Here is a 14,414-nt window from a genome sequence, read left to right as displayed (position 1 = left end):
CCGGCTACGCGCTCTGCGCCCGCGCGTATAGGCCACCGGAGCGGAGCAGTTCGTCGTGCGAGCCGATCTCGGCGATCCGGCCGTCCTCCATCACCACGATGCGGTCGGCCTTGCGGATCGTGGACAGCCGGTGCGCCACGACGAACACCGTGCGGCCGTGCACCAGGCGGGCCAGCGCCTGTTGCACCAAGGCCTCGGACTTGGTGTCCAGCGCGGAGGTCGCCTCGTCCAGCACGAGCACGCGCGGGTCGCGGATCAACGCCCTCGCGATGGCCAGCCGCTGCTTCTGCCCGCCCGACAGCCGCGCACCGCGCTCGCCGACCACGGTGTCCAGCCCGGTCGGCAGCCGGTCGATGAACTCCAGCGCGTTGGCGTCGGCGAGGGCCTGCCGCACCACGTGCTCCGGCACGTCGTCCAAGCCGTAGGTGACGTTGTCCCGGATCGTGCCCTCGAACAGGATCGACTCCTGCGGCACCACCGACAGGAACCGCCGGTAGCTGCGCAGGTCCAACGACTCCATGTCCACGCCGTCGAGCAGGATCCGCCCCGCGGTCGGCCGCAGGAACCCGATGACCAGGTTGACCACCGTCGACTTGCCCGCGCCCGAAGCGCCGATCAGCGCGATCGTCTCGCCCGGCCGCACGTCGAGGCTGAAGTCGTCGACCGAGTTCCGCTCGGCCTCGGGGTAGGCGAACCCGACGCGCTCGAACCGGACGCCGCCGCGCACGGCGTCGACCTGCGCCTTGCCCGCGTTGTGCTCCAGGTCGGGCGCCTGGAGCACCTCGCCGAGCGAGCGCACCGACTCCAGGCCCTTGCTGATCAACGGGGTGAGGCTCATCAACGTGGTGACCGCGCCGGTCAGGGAGGCGAAGTAGGCGCTGAGCATGACCACGTCGCCGGGCGTGACCGAGAGCCAGCCGTGGTAGGCGGCCAGCGCCGAGCCCGCCAGGCACCCGACGCCCAGGGCGTTGAGCAGGATCCAGGCCAGCGCGCCGAAGCGGACGTTGAGGCCGTCCAGCTTCATGCCGGCCGCGAAGACCTGGCGCAGCGTGCCGTCCATGCGGTTGAGGGCGGTGCGCTCCAGGCCGTGCGCGCGGGTGATCGGGATGAGCGTGGTCATCTCGCCGACCCGCGACGAGAGCTGCTCGACCTCCTGGCGGAAGGACTCGTTGTACGCGCGCAGCCTGCCGCGCAACCACATCACCAGCACCGCCGCCGCGGGCACGACCAGCAGGAAGACCGGTAGGAACGCGGGCGCGCTCAACCCGATCACGACCAGCGCGCCGCTCAACGTCGCCAGCGCCGAGAGCCCCTGGTCGCCGACCTGCTGGGCGGAGGTCTCGATGCTCTCGACGTCCCGGATCACCTTGGTCTGCAACACCCCCGCGCTGACCCGCGCGTGGTAGCCGATGGACAGCTGCTGCATGCGCCGGGTGAGGGCCGACCGCATCCGCATCCCCATCCGGCGGGCGCTGCCGTACCACCAGCGCGTGTAGAGGACGGCGAACGGGTAGTTGAGCACCAGCATGACCAGCAGCAGACCCGCGCCGAGCCAGATGCCGATGAGCGGCTTGCGCTCCACGACGACGTCGATGACGTGGGCGGTGATGACCGGGGTCAGCCAGGTGGGGCTGTGCTTGACGAAGAACGCGCCCGCGCCGAGGGCGAGCTTCGCGCGGTCCTCGCGGAAGAGGTAGAGGAGGGTGCGGACGGGGTGCTCGCCGCGGTAGCGGTGGTCGAGCGGACCGTGGGGCATGGGGCGACAGGGCTCCTGGAACGGCGGGGGCACGGGGCACCCCACACCGCGCCGTGTGGGAGAGCGCTCTCACATCCTAGGTGGCCGGTCCACCGCATTTGCCCTGGCCGGGCGGGTGCCGTGCAGGCGCCCGCCCGGCGTGGCGGAGCGTCAGTAGCCGAACACCAACCGGTAGGCCAGCTCCGGGTCGAACGTGCCCGCGGGCGTGTTCGGGGCGGTGCCGCAGTTGCCGTCGGAGTCGCCCGGGACCTTCACCCACAGCAGCATCTCCGCGCCGCCGCCGGTCTGGGCGGTCACGCCGAGCCTGCGCTGACCGGGGTTGCACCACTGGCCGTTCGAGCCGTTGCCGTTGCGGCTGGTGTCGATCACGAACGCCTTCGTGTAGCCGGGCAGGGAACCGTTCACCGAGTTGCCGTAGGACGCCGACTCCGACGTGGTGAAGTAGTTGGAGACGTTGATCGCGAACCCGCGGACGTTGCGCACGCCGGCCGCGTCCAGGCGGCCCGCCATCGTGTTCGCCGGCACCCACCGGGCGTTGCCCGCGTCCAGGTAGGCCCACGTGTTGGGCGCCCGGTCGCGGAACTGCTCGGTGGCGTAGCGGATCATCGCGTTGCGGGTGGTGACGGCGTCGGGCGTCATGCAGTTGAAGTCGGCGAGCGAGTCGGGCTCGATCACCACGACGGCCGGCCGGGTGCCGATCGCGGACGCGAAGTTCGAGATCCAGGTCCGGTACGCCTCGGGCGAGCCCGCGCCGCCGCCGGAGTGTCCGCCGCACGCGTCGCGGCCGGGGATGTTGTAGGCCACCAGGACCGGCAGCTTGTCGGCCGCGTCGGCGGCGGCCACGTAGTTGCCGACGGCCGTGCGGATGTCACCGCTCCAGTTGCCGAACCACCGCGCCATCGGCTTGGTGGACAGCGACGACCTGATGGCCGACGTGCGCCCGTCGTTGGGGTTGTTGCGCACCCACACGGCGGGGTTCGAGTTGGGGTCGACGTAGAAACCGCTGGTCATGCCGATGGGACTGGCCGCGTTGGCCTGGCCCGGGACGACCAGCGCGGCGAGCACGGCGAGCACTGTCGCGGTCAAGCGCATTGACGGTCCTTCCTCCGTGGGAACGCGACGGCGGCTCACCGATCAAAGCAGTCCGGTCAACGGAGCGGTCCGACCAACGCCCGCACGATCACGTCGACGCCGTCGGTACCGAAGTCCGAACTGCCACCTGCTGCATGTGTTGCAGGCTGCCTCCACGCCTGCCGGGCACTGTGCGTGCCCACTGCTCGCTCGCCGTGACCAGCGATACCGGTCGGTCGGGTTTCGTCACGTCCGGATCGCGTGCCCCGCGGTCCACGTGCTGTTCGGGTGGCCTTGCGCACCCGGAGGAACCAACGGCCGGCAACGACCACATCACAAGTGCCGTATGCCCGCACCGCCCGGAAGCGCATAAGCAACAATGGCGCTCGCGCGGCAACCCCTGGAGGAGCGGAATGTCCTGGCAAGAGGACCTGGCAGAGCTGGACCGCACGTTGGCGGAGGGTCGGATCAGTGCCGACGACTACCGCCGTCGCCGGGATGAACTCCTCGCCGCCGCCTCGGGTGGCGGCCCGGCCGCACCGGCGCAGCCCAACAGCGGCCCGTTCGCACCGCCGGTGCGCTGGGACGCGGTGCCGCCGTCGCAGCCGAACCCGAACCCCGACGCGACCCAGATCGTCACGCCCGGCGCCCACCAGGCCAACCCGGACAAGACGCAGGTCGTGAGCCAGCGGCCGGCGGACGCCGACCGCACCCAGTACGTGACCCCGATCGCACCGCAGCAGCAGCAGCAGATGCCGCCGCCGCAGCAGGGCGGCTGGCAGTCCGCTCCGCCGTCGAGCACGCCGCCGTGGGGTGGCGACAGCTACAGCCCGGTCGGCGACGCCAACCCGAGCTGGATCGCGCAGGGCCCCGAGGTCTTCGACGACAGCGGCAGCGGCAAGGGCAAGGTCATCGGCATCGTGCTGGCCGTCGTGCTGCTCGCGGGCATCGCGTTCGGCGCCTACTGGATCTGGGGGCGCGGCGGCTCGACGCCCGTGGCCGACCCGACCCAGAGCTCCGGGGCCACGACGACCACCACGTCGCAGCCGCCGCCGGACCCGCTGCCGATCGGCGAGGTCCCCGGCAAGGTCAGCACGAACAAGGCGGTGACCGACTTCACCGCGGTCCCGAACCTCAAGTACCTGCTGGACTCGGAGGCCGCGCTCTACACGACCGCGGGCGCGACCAAGACCAAGCTCGCCCAGTTCACCCTGGACGACGGTTCCAGGGGCATCATCCTGATCGTGCAGTGCACCGACGCCGCGGCGGCCGCCGCCGGCGCGCTCGGCCTGCACAACACCCAGATCAACAACGGCATGGCGCAGGTCACCGACGCCCCCGCCGGCGTGATGGCGGGCCAGGTCGACGCGAAGGACGGGCAGAACGCCCGGGTCCGCGGCCACTACAGCAGCAAGGACCTGATCATCCGGGTCGACGTCGCCGCGCCCTCCCTCGCCGCCGCCCGCAAGGGCTTCGACGAGGCCCTCGACGCCGAGCTAGAGGTGCTCCCCGCAGATGGCTGAGCCGCGCAACGGCGGCGGTGCCGTGACCGCGTGCACCGTCGTCGCCCGCAACTACATGCCCGCCGCGCGCGTCCTGGCCGCGTCCTACCTGAAGCACCACCCCGATCACGAGTTCGTGATCGCGGTGATCGACGCGCCGCGCGGCTCCGGCGAGCGGCAGGGGCGGATGCGCACGGTCGGCCCCGACGCCACCGGGATCGACGCGGACGACTACCTGCGCATGGCCACGGCCTACAACATCACCGAGCTCGCCACGGCGGTGAAGCCGTACCTGCTGCGCGAGCTGCGCTCGCAGGCCGACGTGGTCATCTACCTCGACCCGGACATCGAGGTCTTCGCCCCGATGCCGGAGCTGGAGGAGCTGGCGCTCGCGCACGGCATCGTGCTCACGCCGCACTTCCTCACCCCGCTGCCGCGCGACGGCAAGGACCCGAGCGAAGCCGCGATCATGGGCGCCGGGATCTTCAACCTCGGTTTCGTGGCCACCGGTCCCGGTTCCGAGCCGTTCCTGGACTTCTGGGCCGAGCGCCTGCGCCACGACGCGATCGTGGCGCCGGAGAAGCAGCTGTTCACCGACCAGCGGTGGGTGGACCAGGTGCCCGCGCTGTTCGGCAACACCGTGCTGCGCGACCCCGGTTTCAACGTCGCCTACTGGAACATCCACGAGCGCCCGGTGGAGCGCGACGCCGACGGCGTGCTGACCGCGGGCGGCCACCGGCTGCGGTTCTTCCACTACAGCGGCTACCGGCCGGAGAAGCCGTGGCTGCTGTCCCACCACACGCCGACCCGGCCGCGCGTGGTGCTGTCCGAGCACCCCACCGTCCGCGAGCTGTGCGACGGTTACCGCACGTCCTTGCAGGGCAACGGTTACGCCGAGACGCTGGAGTCGATCCCGTACGGCTTCGCGAAGATGGCCGACGGCACGAAGATCAGCCCGGCCATGCGCACCCTGTACCGCGACGCGTGGGTCAAAGCCGAACGCAAGAACACCGAACGCAAGAACACGGGCGCCCGGGCCGTCGTCGTGCCGCCGCACGCGTTCGACTCCGACGGTGGCGCGGCGCTGCGCCGGTGGCTCGCCGGTCCGCCGGACGACGCGCCCGTCGGCACCACGCTGAGCCGTCTCGTGCAGGCGGTGTGGGACTCGCGCCCCGACCTGAGGACCGCGTTCCCGCTGCCGCACAGCCGGGACGCCGGCCCGTTCCGCTCCTGGTGCGCGAGTTCCGGGGTGACCGAGGCGTCGTTGCCGGCGTGGGCGCTGCCCGCCGAGCCGGTCGAGCCCGCGGAGCCGACGCCGGACTTCGGCGTCAACGTGGTCGGCTACCTGACCGCGGAGCTCGGTGTCGGCGAGATGGCGCGGTTGGTGCACGACGCGATCCGCGAGTCCGGTGTGCCGGTCGTCTCGGTGGTCGAGGACCAGCTGGTGTCCAACCGCACGGGCCTGGCCGAGCCGGGCACGGTCGGGCAGCCGCGGTTCCCGATCAGCCTGCTGTGCGTGAACGCCGACCAGACCCGCGCGGTGCTCGACCACCAGCCCCAGGTCGGCCACCACCGCTACCGCATCGGCCTGTGGGCGTGGGAGCTGGAGGAGTTCCCCGGCGAGATGCACCACGCGTTCGACCTGGTCGACGAGGTGTGGACGGTCAGCGAGTTCTGCCGCGACGCCATCGCCAAGCACACGTCGGTCCCGGTCAAGGCGATCCCGGTGCCGGTGCGCGACCCCGGCCCGGTGAGCAGGCCCGAACGCCGTCCCGGTGACCCGGTCCGGTTCCTGTTCGCGTTCGACTTCTTCAGCATCGGCCAGCGCAAGAACCCGTGGGGCCTGGTCGACGCGTTCCAGCGGGCGTTCGAGGGCCGCGACGACGTGCGCCTGGTGCTCAAGGCGATCAACGGCGACAAGAACCCGCACACCGCCGAGCGGCTGCGGGTCAAGGTCATGGACGACCCGCGGATCGAGCTGGTCGAGCGGTACCTGTCCGTGCGGGAGCTGGACGACCTGTACGCGTCGAGCAGCGCCTACGTCTCGCTGCACCGCAGCGAGGGCTTCGGCCTCACCGTGGCCGAGGCGATGGCACGGGCCATGCCGGTGATCTCCACCGACTACTCCAGCACCGCGGAGTTCCTGGACGCCACGACGGGCTGGCCGGTGCCGCACCGGCGGGTGCCGGTCGGTCCGGGCAACCACCCGTACCCGGCCACCGCGGTGTGGGCCGAGCCGGACCTGGACGCCGCCGCGCGCGCCATGCGCGAGGTCGCGGACAACCCGGCCGAGGCCGCCCGCCGCGGTCGCGCGGCACGTGAGCACATCCTGCGCACCCGGTCGGTGGCCAAGGCCGCCGACTGGATGGCCGAGCAGCTGCGCGCGGCGCACGAGAGCTGGCAGGGCAGCGGCGGCGCCGGTTACCGGGCCGAGCTGCCCGGCGCGGACCTGCTGCGGCCGTTGCGCGAGTCGAAGCAGGCGTTGCTGTGGCGGGCCGAGGTGGGCACCGCGGCGCGCACGCCGCTGGCGCCCGCGCTGCGCAAGGCCGTGCTGCGCGCCATCGACCACTACGACGTGCACCAGCGCAAGGTGATGGGCACGCTCGTCGGCGGCGTCGAGGACACGCTGCACGGCGTGGTGGCGCGGTTGGAGGCGGTCGAGTCCAACGTGGAGTCGACGCGCTGGGCGAACGAGGGCCTCAAGACCCGCTTGGCCGCCGTGCAGGACGAGTTCCGCACCGCCGTGCAGGACACCGCGTCGAGCGTGACGGGCCTGGAGAAGCAGCTCGACACCACCCTGGAACGGGTGTGGTCGCGGCTGGAGGACGACGAGCGCACCACGTTCGGCCGGTTCGCCGAGCGCGACCGGCGGCTCGACGGCGACGAGCAGCGGATCGCCGAGCTCGCCCGGGCGCTGGCCGCGGTGCAGGACACGGCCCGGCTGCGGCACGCGCCGGTGCCCGCCGGTGCGGACGTGGTGGTGTGCGACGCGGGCGCGTTGCTGCTGCCCGTCGACAACGTGGTGCTGCCGTGGCTGGCCTACCACCGGTCGTGGGAGGTCGACGAGGCCGACCTGATGGCCGGGCTGGTGGGCGACGGCACGTTCCTCGACATCGGCGCGCACGTCGGCTACCACACGCTGCGCCTGCTCCAGCGGACCGAGGGCGTCACGTCGGTCGTCGCGGTGGAGGCCAACCCGGTCAACGCCGAGTACCTGCGCCGCAACGTGGTGGCCAACCTCGGGCCGGAGGGCGCGCGGACCGTCGACGTGCTGCCGGTCGCGGCCTGGGACGAGGACGGCAGCATCCGCCTCGTGCAGGCCCAGGACGACAACAGCGGCGACCACCGGGCGCACGAGCTGTCCGACGAGGCGGCGGGCGGCGTGGTGATCCCCGCGGTCCGGCTCGACGGCAGGCCCGAGGTGGCCGACCGCCGCGTCACGCTGGTGAAGGTCGACCTCCAGGGCCGCGACCACCGCGCGCTCGCCGGGCTGACCGCCGTGCTGGAACGCGACCGGCCGCACGTGGTGTGCGAGTTCTGCCCCAGTGCGATCACCGAGCTCGGCGACGACCCGCTCCAGGTCCTCCTCGGCTACCGCAAGATGGGGTACGCGCCCGTGCCGCTCGGCGCCGACCCGGAGGCCGAGCAGGTCGACGAAGACCTGGTGCGGCAGGCGGAAGCGGTCGACACCGGCTTCGTCACACTGTGGCTTCGCCCACTCTGACCTGAGCCTTTTCCAGGTTGGTGACCAAAATCCTCACCTACAATCGACGCGGCTCCCGCCATCGGCGGGGGCCGCGTCCTGGTGAGGAGGTGCCGTGTCCGACCGTCGGACGCCGTCGCGCACCTCCGTGCCCAGCACCCTGTTGACCATCGCGCTGCTCGCGGGCGTCAGCCTCGGCGGTCTCGCGCTGTTCGGCGCGCCACCGCTGCCGGACAACGCGCGCAACGTGCCGCTCGCCGGCGAGGAGGGCCGACGCGCCGCGCCGCGGCTCGCGCTGGCCGACTTCGACTCGGGCACCGAGTACTACGACCACGTGCTGTCCTTCCGGGACGTCGAGAAGCTCGGCTTCCTCAACCCGTCCGAGGTGGAGGTCTTCACCCGGGAAGGGGCGGGCGCGGCGCGGCTGACCGTGTCGTCCAAGCTCCCCGAGGGTCGCCTCCTGGTCGCGGTGGTCCGGCTGGCCGACCGGGACGCCGCGCTGCGGGCCGCCGACGAGCTCGACGAGTTGCAGGTCTCGTTCGGCCTCTGGCGCACGCCCGCCGAGAACGGCGTCACCCGGATCGTGGAGTTCGAGCCCGAACCGGACGCCGATCCGCACGCGCGGTCCACGGCACGGGCCCACTACGTCCACGGTGACCTGGTCGTCCGGGTCGAGTTGAACGCGCGGACGCCCGCGGACCTGGCCGGGTTCGGCGGTCTGCTCGCCAAGCAGCTCGGGGCGCTGCCCGCCGATGGTTGACAGACGCACCCGGGTCGCCGGGGTGAGCGTGGTGACCGCCGCCGCCGTGTGCCTGGTCGCCTACAGCTACCTCGTCGGGTTGTGGCTCAGCCGGCACGACCGGTCGCCGGACCTGCTTCTGGCGATCCGCAACTGGGTCAACCGACCGACCGGTGTCGGCGAGGACTTCGGGTTCCTCGGTGTCGCGCTGCTGCTGATGGTCGCCGGGTTCGCGGTCGGCGGGATCGCCGGCGCCGCGGGTCCGGGCCGGCTCGCGTTCGCGTCCCGGTTGGCGCGCCGGGGTCTCCCGCCGCTGGTGGTGGCCGTGGCGGTGGGTGCGCTGCTCCTGGCCGTCGGCGCGCAACCGCTGGTCGACCCGGCGATCACCACGCCGGTGGCCGCGGTGGCGCTGTTCGCGCTCGTCGTGCTGGTGCTGCTGCCGCTGCAACACCGGTTCCCCGGCCTGGCCGTGTTCGTGCAGCTGGAGGTCGTGTGCCTGCTCCTGCTCGGGAGCGGGTGGGCCGCCTCGACCGGTGCGCACGACGTGCCGCGGGTGATCGGTCTGGTCGCCGCCCTCGTGCCGCTGGCGACGCTCGGTCAGGTCGCCTGGCTGCAGCGCACCGAACTGCTGTTCCGGCGGCACGCCCTCGGGCTCGGCCTGCTGTGCCTCGGGCTCCTGGTGCTCGCGGAACGGGTGGTCCCCGGGACCGCCGCGTTCTGGCGCCCGCTGACCGGCGTCTACGCGTTGCTGCTGTTCCTGATCGCGCTGCCGAGGGGCGCCTCCCTCGCCGCGACGCGTCTCGTCCGCTGGCTGGACAGCCGGGCGCTGCCGCTGTTCGTGTCGATCCCGGTGGTGGGGTACGCGGTGCTGGGCGTGCAGCACCCCGTGGTGCCGCCGGTGGTGGCCATCCCGGTCGCGTTGGCGTGCACGTGCCTCGCCGCCGAGCTGTTGCACCTCGGCTCGCACCGCGTCGTGCACCGGGTCCTGCACCGCGGGAGGAGGCGTCCGGCATGAGCACCACCGAACTGGAGCAGCAGCCCACGACCGCGCGGGCCAAGCGCACCGACTACCTGCACGGCCTGGACCTGCTGCGGGTCATCGCGTCGTGCGCGGTCGTCTTCACGCACGTGCTCGCCTGGTTCGCGGGCGTCGGCGAGGGGTGGTGGGCGTGGACGGCGACCGCGTGGGTCAGCGCCGACACGCTGCACCTGCACCCGTGGATCTCGTTCGTCGGCGTCGCGTTCTTCTTCGTGGTCAGCGGGGTCGTGGTGACGCACGTCACCAACCGCGAGACGCCGGGCCAGTTCCTGCGCCGCCGGTTGACCCGCCTCGCGCCGCTGCTGTTCGTGGTCACGTTCATCGGCTGGTGCATGATCAACTTCGGGCTGCGGATCTCGCGGGTCTGGGAAGGCCCGCTCGGGGTGGACAAGCTGCTGCTCGGCATGGTGCTGGGCAACGGCTTCGCGGAACCGGACGTCGCGCTGCTCGCCATCACGTGGACGCTGCGCGTGCAGGTCCTCTTCTACGTGCTGGTCGCGCTCTCGATCCCGTTGCTGCGCAAGCGGGCCTGGGTACCGCCGCTCGCGATCGCCGCGCTCTGCTGCCTGACGCTGCTCGCCGCGCCGCACAACGAGTTCTTCGGCGCCCACTTCACCGGGTTCGCCACCTACCTCCCGGTCCTGTGCCTCGGTCAGCTGATCTCCCTGGTCCACTCCGGGCGGGTCGACCCGTTGGCGGGCGTGGCGATCGGCTCGGTCCACTTCCTGCTGCTGGTCTGGGCGGACAAGATCGGCCTCACGTTCCAGGGCGACGGCGTGCCGCGCACCGTGCTGCTGGCGGTGCTCGTGGTCGTGCTGCTGATGAAGGCGCAGGACCGGGTCAGCCGGTCGGCGCTCGTCAAGGCGTGGGCCAAGCGCACGTACGCGATCTACCTGGTGCACGTGTGCGCGATCTACCCGGTCTTCGACACCCTGATGCCTCACCTGGACGAGAACCTGGTGGTCCTGATCGGACTCGCGGTGACGTTCCTCGCGGCCGAAGTGCTGCACCGGTTGGTCGAGATGCCCGCTGATCGGGCGATCCGCCGCTGGGAGCGGCGCGGCAGCGTTACCGGCCGCCCGGGATAATCACGATCCGCCGTCCGATCGAGAGCCTTCCGTTACCATGCTGCCCGGGGAGGGTCGCGAGACTGGAAGGGGCGGACCCCTGGACGGTCAGACGGCACCGCCGAAGGTTCGCATCGCGTTCATCGACATCGGGCGCGGGCTCGCCGCGCTGCTGGTCTTCTACAGCCACCTCGCCGAGCAGTGGGTCGCCAAGCGCGAGGTCGGGCCGACGCCCGGCATCGACTTCATCGACGCGCTCACCAGCGACCCGATGCACATGGGCCTGCAGGGCATCGGCCAGATCGCGGTGCCGTTCTTCTTCCTCGTCAGCGGGTTCGTGGTGACGCCGATCGCGCTGCGCCAGGGCCAGCGCCGGTTCGGCCTCAACCGGCTCGTCCGCGTCTACATCCCGATGACGTTCGTGGTGCTGCTGACCGCCGGGGTGATCCTGCTCGGCGCCCAGACGCTGGTCGGCGCGGAGGAGCCGACGATCACCTGGTGGACCGTGCTCACCAACTCGCTGGTGGTCAACTACCTGATCGTGCCGCAGGTGGTGATGGTCGGCGTCGCGTGGACGCTGGTCGTCGAGGTCGTCTTCTACACCCTGCTGGTGCTGCTGCTGCCGGTGATGAGGCGCTGGACGTGGCTCGCCATCGGCGCCCAGCTGACCTTCGTGTTCGTGGTGATGATGAGCGCCCGGGAGTTCGGCGCGTCGTGGGCGCTGTTCGCGGTGAACGTCTCCTACCTCCCGATCCCGATCATCGGGCAGATCATCTGGGCCACCACGAGCAAGCGCGTGCCGCTGTGGCTCGGCGGGACCTACGTGGGCATCGCGTGGGCGCTGTACGTGCTCGCCGAGCACCTGGAGCTGGGCCGGCTCGACACCTCCTACAACCTCGCGCTCGCGTTCGCGCTGCTGTGCTTCATGGCCGGGTACTTCGCCGAGCCGCGGCTCAAGGAACGCAGGATCTGGATCGCGCTGTCCGAGCGCAGCTACTCGATCTACCTGCTGCACGGGTTGGTCGCGTTCGTGGCGCTGGACCTGATGCGGCCGACCGTGCCGCTGCTGCTGGCGATACCGCTCGCGGTGGCGCTGACGTTCGGCGTGGTGGAGCTGAGCTACCGGTTCGTGGAGAAGCCGAGCCACGCGCTGGCCCGGCGGCTGTCCCGCAAGCCCGCGCCCAAGCCCGAGCCGGAACCGGCGGAGGCCGAGGCGGAGTTCGAGGACGAGCACGACGAGCCGGACGAGTTCGACGACGTGGCCGAACCGGACGAGTTCGAGGACGTCGAGGACGTCGAGGACGCGCGGTGGCCGGAGGAGGCGGACCCGGAGCCGGTGCGCGAGGAGCCCACCGTGGTGATCGCGCCGGTCCGGCCGCCGAACCGGTTGCGCACCCCGCCGCCCCAGCGCACGCCGCGCACCCCGCCCCAGGGCACGCCGCTCCAGGGCGCTCCTCCCCGGCAGACCCCTCCCCCGCGCACGCCGGCGCGCGGCACGCCTGCCCAACCCGTCCCTCCGGTGCGCACGGCCACACCACCGCACGGCACGCCGGCCCAACCCGCTCCTCCGGTGCGTACAGCCACACCACCGCACGGCACGCCGGCCCAACCCGCTCCTCCGGTGCGTACAGCCACACCACCCCGCGGCACGCCGGCCCAACCGGCACCGGACCAACCGGTACCGGGGCGGCTCACCCCGGCTCGACCCGCTCCGGACCGGCTCACGCCGCGTCCGCTCGCGCCCCGTCCCGCCCCGGCGCCGAGGGCGGTCGAGGACCCCACCCAGCACATCCCGGCCGTCTGGCCCTCCGACGAGCCGGACCCGGACGAGGTCGCGCCGAGGCGCCGGCGGCTGCGTGAGGACAGCGGTCCCGCGGTGACGGTGGCGTCCCTGCTGGCCAACCACGCCAAGGAGAACGGGCACCACCGCTAGCGCGGCTGCTTGGCCAACTCCTCGGCGATCACGTCGATGACGGCCGGTGCCAGCACCGGGTCCAGCCCGCTGACCAGCAGTCGCTCCGCGGCTTCGAGCACCACGACGTCGGTGGCCGCGAGGGCTTGGGCGACCTCGCGGGCGTTGCTGGTGAGGCGTTCGACGTGCACCATCGTCAGGTCGGTGAAGCACGCGACCAGGTACTGCGCCGCGTAGTAGGCGAACGAGTCGCCGAGCAGCCCCACCTTGGCGGTCGCCACGCCGTTCGCCGGCGGCTGGGTGAACCGCTTCGGCTCGGGGACGGGGTTGATCTCGTGGCTGCGCACCGTGCTGCCGTTGGGCGCGAGGTCGTAGGCCTGGATCGGGTCCGTCGCGGTTCGCCCGAGCAGCGGGGCCAGGTCGCCCTCGCGGTCGACCACCTGGGTCGGCACGACCTTCCACCCCTTGGACGTGCCCGGCTTGACGGTGTCGGTGATGACCCGCGCCATGACCAGGCTGCCCTCGTGGGTCCAGTGGCTGTCGTACCTCGGGTACGGCAGCCGGTTGGTCAGCTTGGCGGTCTCCTCGATCCGGGACCGCAGGTCGAGCGCGCCCGTCTTGGGCAGCCCCTTCCAGAACTCGTCGCGGGCCTTGTTGAAGCAGTCCTTGCCGTAGAACTTCGACGGCAGGTAGTCGGGCACCATCGTGCTCTTGTTGGGCGCGACGACCAGCAGGAACCGGCGGCCCGACGCCTCGACCGCGGCCCGCAGCCGGCTCAGCCGGGCGTGCACCTCCGCGATCGGCAGCAACGGGTCGCACGCGCCCTCGACGTCCGCGCCGAGGAAGAGCCAGTCGTCCTTGCCCTCGATCACGTCCACGAACGCGGTCGGCTCGGGGCGGTCCGCGGACGGGTCCTTCGGCGTCACCACCGGACCGACCGCGTCCTGCGGCCGGTCGAGGTCGGGCGCCTCGCCGAACACGCCCCGGCTGATGCCGCTCGCGGCGGCCACGGCCTTGTCGCGCAGCGGCACGTGGTCGCTCGCCCACGCGTTGAGCCCGGTGAAGAAGCCCCAGCCGTCGGTGATCGACGGGAACTCGGCGAGCTTGCGGTTCTCGAACTCCGCCGGCCGCACGCCGACGAGCAGCAGCAGGGCGGGCCCGCAGAAGAACAGGACGGCGAGGGTGAGCGCGGTGCGCTGGCGGCTGCTGTGCCGCGGCCGGTAGAGGGCGTGCTCGCGGGGAAGCAGCGACTCGGGCACCGCCGGGAGGCTCTTGGGCGGGTCGATGCTCACGCCGAACAGCCTAGCCGGCACGTATGTCGCTCGTTCGCGGTTCACCTCAAGGTGGGGATTCACGTAGTGGTGCGCGTGCAACCCGGCGGGCATGGCAGACGTCTCTTCGGGTGACAGGAACCCGATGCAGCGGAGGAACGGCATGTGGCCCACTGTGATCCTGGTCACTTTGGGAGGGTTGGCCTTTTTAGTGCGAACCGTTCGCGTCCTGCGATCCGTATCGAAATCCGAAGGCGGACAACCCCGTATTGAGACCGCCCCGCCGGTCTAGTCCCTATGGCGGCTTGTCCACTTGCCGTACGATCATTTCGGGTCGAACGACCTGTGCCTGCT

General features: G+C 71.9%; 9 protein-coding genes. 6 read left to right on the top strand and 3 right to left on the bottom strand.

Going from position 1 to position 14,414, the window contains the following annotated elements; translation table 11 throughout:
- Positions 1–4 precede the first annotated feature (4 nt).
- On the bottom strand, positions 5–1,756 hold the full coding sequence (locus AB0K14_RS01400) for an ABC transporter ATP-binding protein (RefSeq protein WP_360448421.1): 1,752 nt from the start codon (positions 1,754–1,756) through the stop codon (positions 5–7).
- Positions 1,757–1,906: 150 nt separating this feature from the next.
- Entirely contained in the window at positions 1,907–2,848 is a 942-nt protein-coding gene (locus AB0K14_RS01395) for a glycoside hydrolase family 6 protein (RefSeq protein ID WP_360448424.1), read from the bottom strand.
- Positions 2,849–3,240: 392 nt separating this feature from the next.
- Here AB0K14_RS01395 and AB0K14_RS01390 point away from each other — a divergent pair, with 392 nt between their 5' ends.
- From AB0K14_RS01390 to AB0K14_RS01365, 6 genes are all read left to right on the top strand, one after another.
- Positions 3,241–4,350 carry a hypothetical protein gene (locus tag AB0K14_RS01390; protein WP_360448427.1) on the top strand — a complete coding sequence of 370 codons (1,110 nt, stop codon included), beginning with the start codon at positions 3,241–3,243 and terminating at the stop codon, positions 4,348–4,350.
- The gene (locus tag AB0K14_RS01385; RefSeq protein WP_360448429.1) at positions 4,343–8,053 is read left to right on the top strand and encodes an FkbM family methyltransferase; all 3,711 of its coding nucleotides are present in this window, start codon (positions 4,343–4,345) and stop codon (positions 8,051–8,053) included. The genes AB0K14_RS01390 and AB0K14_RS01385 overlap by 8 nt, the downstream gene beginning before the upstream one ends.
- Before the next feature lie 94 nt (positions 8,054–8,147).
- Positions 8,148–8,792: a hypothetical protein gene (locus tag AB0K14_RS01380; protein WP_360448432.1), complete on the top strand. Its 645-nt coding sequence runs from the start codon at positions 8,148–8,150 to the stop codon at positions 8,790–8,792.
- Entirely contained in the window at positions 8,785–9,786 is a 1,002-nt protein-coding gene (locus tag AB0K14_RS01375) for a hypothetical protein (protein ID WP_360448435.1), read from the top strand. Before AB0K14_RS01380 ends, AB0K14_RS01375 begins: the two co-directional genes overlap by 8 nt.
- A complete protein-coding gene (locus tag AB0K14_RS01370; RefSeq protein WP_360448437.1) occupies positions 9,783–10,898 on the top strand; it encodes an acyltransferase in 1,116 nt (371 codons plus the stop codon). The genes AB0K14_RS01375 and AB0K14_RS01370 overlap by 4 nt, the downstream gene beginning before the upstream one ends.
- Positions 10,899–10,935: 37 nt before the next feature.
- Complete coding sequence (locus AB0K14_RS01365) at positions 10,936–12,810, top strand: acyltransferase family protein (protein ID WP_360448440.1); 1,875 nt, start codon at positions 10,936–10,938, stop codon at positions 12,808–12,810.
- Here the strand turns inward: AB0K14_RS01365 and AB0K14_RS01360 are convergent.
- Positions 12,807–14,081: a hypothetical protein gene (locus tag AB0K14_RS01360; protein WP_360448443.1), complete on the bottom strand. Its 1,275-nt coding sequence runs from the start codon at positions 14,079–14,081 to the stop codon at positions 12,807–12,809. The genes AB0K14_RS01365 and AB0K14_RS01360 overlap by 4 nt on opposite strands.
- Positions 14,082–14,414: the final 333 nt, after the last annotated feature.

This window comes from Actinosynnema sp. NPDC050801, assembly GCF_040673975.1.
GTDB lineage: Bacteria > Actinomycetota > Actinomycetes > Mycobacteriales > Pseudonocardiaceae > Actinosynnema.
Note: the sequence above shows the minus strand (reverse complement) of the source record. Positions and strands in the feature narration are given on the sequence as shown.